Raw genomic sequence first — 4,900 nt, 5'->3', positions numbered from 1 at the left:
CCCCCCCCCCCCCCCCCCCCCCCCCCCCCCCCCCCCCCCCCCCCCCCCCCCCCCCCCCCCCCCCCCCCCCCCCCCCCCCCCCCCCCCCCCCCCGGAGCATAAGGGCTCAGGCGTGGATGAAGTTGCCCAGCTCGCGCTCCAGCGCCGCCTTCGGCTTGGCGCCGACGATGGTCTGGACGACCTCGCCGCCCTTGTAGACGTTCAGCGTCGGGATCGACATGACGCCGTACTTGGCCGCCGTGTTCGGGTTCTCGTCGATGTTCAGCTTCACGATCTCGAGCTTGTCGCCGTACTCGGCGGCGATCGCCTCAAGAGAGGGAGCGATCTGGCGGCACGGACCGCACCACGCCGCCCAGAAGTCCACCAGGACGGGCTTGTCGCTCTTGAGCACGTCCTCGTCGAAGGACTTGTCGGTCACGGCCTTGAGAGCCATTGAGGTCTCCTTGATCTTCTTCTGCGTGGGGAGGGGCGGAGTGGTTCAGGCGGTGTGCTCGGGCTCACGGACGTTCTCGCCGTCCGTCAGGGAGGCGAGGAAGCGCTCGGCGTCGAGAGCGGAGGAGCAACCGGTGCCGGCGGCGGTGATCGCCTGGCGGTAGGTGTGGTCCACGACGTCACCGGCGGCGAAGACACCGGAGAGGTTGGTGCGGGTCGAGGGGGCGTCGACCTTGAGGTAGCCCTCGTCGTCCAGGTCCAGCTGGCCCTTGAAGAGCTCGGTGCGCGGGTCGTGACCGATGGCGATGAAGAGACCGGTGACCGGGAGCTCCGAGGTCTCGCCGGTCTTGAGGTTGCGCAGCGTCAGGCCGGAGAGCTTGCTCTCGCCGTGGATCTCGGCCACCTCGCTGTCCCACACGAACGAGATCTTCGGGTCGGCGAAGGCGCGCTCCTGCATGGCCTTGCTGGCGCGCAGGGCGTCACGGCGGTGGACCACGGTGACGGACTTGGCGAACCGGGAGAGGAACGTGGCCTCCTCCATCGCGGTGTCACCACCACCGATCACGGCGATGTCCTGGTCCTTGAAGAAGAACCCGTCGCAGGTCGCGCACCAGGAGACGCCACGACCGGAGAGCTCGTCCTCGCGCGGCAGACCCAGCTTGCGGTGCTGGGAGCCGGTGGTGACGATCACGGCCTTGGCGCGGTGGACGGTGCCGGCGGAGTCCGTGACGGTCTTGATCTCGTCGGTCAGATCGACGGCGACGACGTCGTCCGGGATCAGCTCGGCACCGAAGCGCTCGGCCTGGGCGCGCATGTTGTCCATCAGGTCCGGGCCCATGATGCCCTCACGGAACCCGGGGAAGTTCTCCACGTCGGTGGTGTTCATCAGCGCACCACCGGCCGTCACGGCGCCTTCGAAGACCAGCGGCTTCAGGGACGCGCGGGCGGTGTAGAGCGCGGCCGTATAGCCCGCGGGCCCGGAGCCAATGATGATCACGTTGCGGACGTCGCTCACGGGTGTCTTCCTTGTCTTCGCCGACAGCTGTTCTGGGTCCTTGCTGGGTCTCACCCCACCCAACGGATCCTACGGGGCCCGCATTCCCGAAGCTGACGGCAGCGCGCTGTGCGACGGCTCAGTCACGAGCGACGGTCTGGTGCGCCAGCACCTTCGCCTGTGCCGGCGGCATGGCCCCGCCGCAGGTGGCGGACATCAGATAGGCGTCGACGCGGGCGGTGTCCCCGGGATGCGGCAGCACCATGAGATAGGCGTCCTCCCCGTCGTACTTCTCTTGACGCGTGGCGAGGGGCTCCTCGGTCCGCCCGGTCCCCTGCCGCACACAGACCGGGACCGTGCCGCCGGAATCACGGAACGTGGTGTCGGGCGAGGTCTTCATGCCCTTCGTCTCGGGGGCTTTAGTCCCGTCGGCCTCGGTCCCGGCACTTTCGGTGGTCCGGAGCAGATCGCGCACGGGCGTCCGCAGATCGGTGGCGTCGAGCGTGGACACACCGGGGGCCCGGCTGGTGGACCGCGGCGATCCCGCCTGGGTGGCGCTGTCCCCGCCGGGGAAGAGGAAGAAGCTGCCGACCCCGATGACCGCGGCGGCACAGGCGGTGCCGAGCAGAGCGGTGCGCCAGCGCCGGGTCCGCGTCCGCGGGCCGGAGGACGCGGACCGCTGCCGGCCCGGTCCGGTGGAGGTGCGGGAGCGGGAGCGGGCGGTGGGACGGTCGGTTTCACGTGAAACATGAGGGGCGGCCTCTGTTTCACGCGCCTGTGTTTCACGCGTCGGTGTTTCACGCGCCTCTGTTTCACGCGCCTGTGTTTCACGTGAAACGGAGACCGCCCGGATGTCGGGCTCAGGGCCGGTCGCGCTCAGCAGGGCCTCGGCCGCGAGGGCGGCGTCGATGCGCTCGGCCACGTCGGCCGGCATCCGTGCCGGCCCGGGCAGCGTGCCGAGCAGGCCCCGGATCTCGTCCAGCGAGCTCCGTACGTCCTCGCACAGCTCGCATGCCGCGAGGTGGTCGCGGAGATCCGCGGTCCGGGCGGGCGGCAGAACTCCCTCGGTGAGCGCGGAGATCTCCTCGACCTCCGGGTGCTCATCCGTGCCGGTCGTCGAAGTCACGCTCGCCCACCTCCGCCCTTCACTGGATCTGCGTCGCTCTGTCCTGCCGGTGGTGGGACGGACGCCCCCTGCGACCGGTTCCTTTCCCTGTCAAGAGGGGGGCTACCCCTGCCATCCGGGCGCAGATGGGTGAGCAACGGCAGCAGCCGTGCCCGCCCACGAGCGCATCTGCTCTTCACCGTGCCCGCGGGGACGTCGAGCACCTCGGCCGCCTCGGCCACCGGGTAGCCCTGCATGTCGACCAGGACCAGGGCGGCCCGCTGCTCGGGCGGCAGCTTGGCCAGGGCCCGCACCAGCTCCCGTTGGAGGTCCCCGCGCTCGGCGGGCGCGGCCGCCGACTCGTGCGGTTCGAGGAGCTGCTCGAGCTTCTCGGTCTCGGCGAGGGGCGCGGTGCGCCGGGAGGCCGCCTTGCGGGCCCGGTCCAGGCAGGCGTTCACGGTGATCCGGTGCAGCCAGGTGGTGACGGCGGACCGCCCCCGGAACGTATGGGCGGCACGGTACGCCGAGACCAGCGCGTCCTGGACGGCGTCGGCGGCCTCCTCCCGGTCCCCGAGCGTACGGAGCGCCACCGCCCAGAGCCGGTCGCGGTGGCGCCGCACTATCTCGCCGAAGGCGTCCGGGTCTCCGTCGACATGCCGGGCCAGGAGTTCGGCGTCGCTCGCGCCGTCATGTGAGACGTCGTCCAACGTCGAGCCCTCCCCCTGAACGGCGCGACCCTACGGTCAGCCGGTGATGTGGACCTCATGGATGGCTTGCTTGTAGCCGGGGCCGCTGTAGGTCTCGTCGTCGCCCGGAGACTTGGGCACCGCGGTGATCCACAGGAGGACATAGCGGGCTTCCGGTCGGTCCTTGAGGGACAGCACCGCCTTCTTCGTCTTCGTCTTCACCTTCGCCAGCTCCTTCATCCTGCTGACCGGCACCGAAGGAGTGAGGGAGTCGACCGCGTACAGCGTCAGCGTCGTGTGGTCGCCGTCGTAGCGGAGGTCCGCGGTGAAGGAATTGAGCTTCTTCGTCGACCCGAGGTCGTAGACGATCCCCATACCCGGCTTGTACGAGGGGTCGATGTCCGGCCCGTTGTACAAGGACCGGGTGCGCCACCACGACTTGGGGTCGCCGTCGAAGGTGTTCCCGACCGCGTCGGGCTGCTGGAGATTGCCGTCCGGCGCGTACTCCTTGGCATCCACGATCTTGATCTTCTTCGGCGCCCTCCTGCCGACCTCGTCCCCCGACGACTGCGACCGGGGACGGTCCGGCTGGCCGTCCTTCAGGAGCGTGTCGGCGAGCTGCCAGCTGCCCAGGCCCAGGGCGGCGATGAGGAGGGCCGCGACGCTCCACTTCAGGGCCCGGCCCGTGGGGCTCTGGAGCGGTGGCGGCGGAACCACCGGCAGGGGCTGCGCGGGACCGCCCGGGTGGGCGGACATCCGGGCGCGCGGGTAGGCCGGTGGGGTGGTGAAGTCCGGCTCCGGGGGGCGGATGCGCGGCATCGCGGCGACCGCCTTGGCCAGCTCCTCCGGGGTGGTGCAGGGCTGCTCCTGCCGGGAGGCCGTGGCGCCGTCGTTGACGAGGGCGCGCATGGCGAGCTCGGAGAGCCCGCGGTGGACTCCGGCGCGGACCTGGTCGGGTGCGATCAGCCCCAGGCCCTTGGGCAGACCGGACAGACCGTGGGCGTCGTTCTCGTACGGCCAGCGCTGGGTGAGCGCGGCGTACAGGAGGGCACCGATGGCCTCGGTGTCGGTCCGCTGGGGGTGGTCGGAGGTGATGCCGCGGAGGGCGGCCATGACGGCGAGGCCCCGGATGCGGTACTGGCCCGTCACGGTCCGCAGGACGGAACCGGGGTTCAGGCGCAGATGGGCCAGGCCCTCGCGGTGGGCGGCGGCCATGGCCTGGGAGACCTGGCCGACGAGCTGGTAGGCCTCGTGGGGTTCGAGGGGGCCGGCGGCGAGGACGGCGGTGAGCTCGGTGGCGTCGGGCAGCCACTCGTGGACGACGTAGACGAGGTCGTTCTCCTCGACGGCGTCGAGGACCTGGACGAAGCGGGGGTCACCCAGCAGGGCGGCGGAGCGGGCCGCGGCGAGGACCGGACGGGCCCGGGGGTGGTCGGCGGGCAGCAGATGGACGCCGACCGCGCGGCGCAGCTTCTCGTCGACGGCGCGCCAGCTGCTGAATCCCTCCAGACGGGTGACGCACTCCTCCAGCCGGTACCTTCTGGCGAGTTTGTGTCCGCTGTGCAACTCGGGCGGTTGTGCGTCGGGGGGGGGGGGGGGGGGGGGGGGGGGGGGGGGGGGGGGGGGGGGGGGAGGAGGGGGGGGGTGGGGGGGGGGGGCCCCCTATCACGCACCCCCCCTTCC

5 protein-coding genes are annotated in these 4,900 nt (G+C 71.5%); all 5 read right to left on the bottom strand.

Annotation, left to right across the window (positions count from 1 at the left end; translation table 11 throughout):
* Window positions 1–106: 106 nt before the first annotated feature.
* Entirely contained in the window at window positions 107–433 is a 327-nt protein-coding gene (gene trxA, locus AC07BS_RS24440) for a thioredoxin (RefSeq protein ID WP_478645172.1), read from the bottom strand.
* Window positions 434–478: 45 nt separating this feature from the next.
* A complete protein-coding gene (gene trxB / locus AC07BS_RS24435) occupies window positions 479–1,447 on the bottom strand; it encodes a thioredoxin-disulfide reductase (protein ID WP_478645175.1) in 969 nt (322 codons plus the stop codon).
* 118 nt (window positions 1,448–1,565) lie between these two features.
* The gene (locus AC07BS_RS24430; RefSeq protein WP_478645178.1) at window positions 1,566–2,552 is read right to left on the bottom strand and encodes an anti-sigma factor; all 987 of its coding nucleotides are present in this window, start codon (window positions 2,550–2,552) and stop codon (window positions 1,566–1,568) included.
* Window positions 2,549–3,238 (bottom strand): RNA polymerase sigma factor SigM, encoded by a 690-nt coding sequence (gene sigM / locus AC07BS_RS24425; protein ID WP_478645181.1) that lies wholly within the window; start codon window positions 3,236–3,238, stop codon window positions 2,549–2,551. Before sigM ends, AC07BS_RS24430 begins: the two co-directional genes overlap by 4 nt.
* A gap of 36 nt (window positions 3,239–3,274) precedes the next feature.
* Window positions 3,275–4,783, bottom strand: a complete 1,509-nt coding sequence (locus AC07BS_RS24420) for a protein kinase family protein (protein ID WP_478934460.1) — start codon at window positions 4,781–4,783, stop codon at window positions 3,275–3,277.
* Window positions 4,784–4,900: the final 117 nt, after the last annotated feature.

The sequence above is a fragment of the Streptomyces sp. NPDC044063 genome (assembly GCF_056434285.1).
Note: the sequence above shows the minus strand (reverse complement) of the source record. Positions and strands in the feature narration are given on the sequence as shown.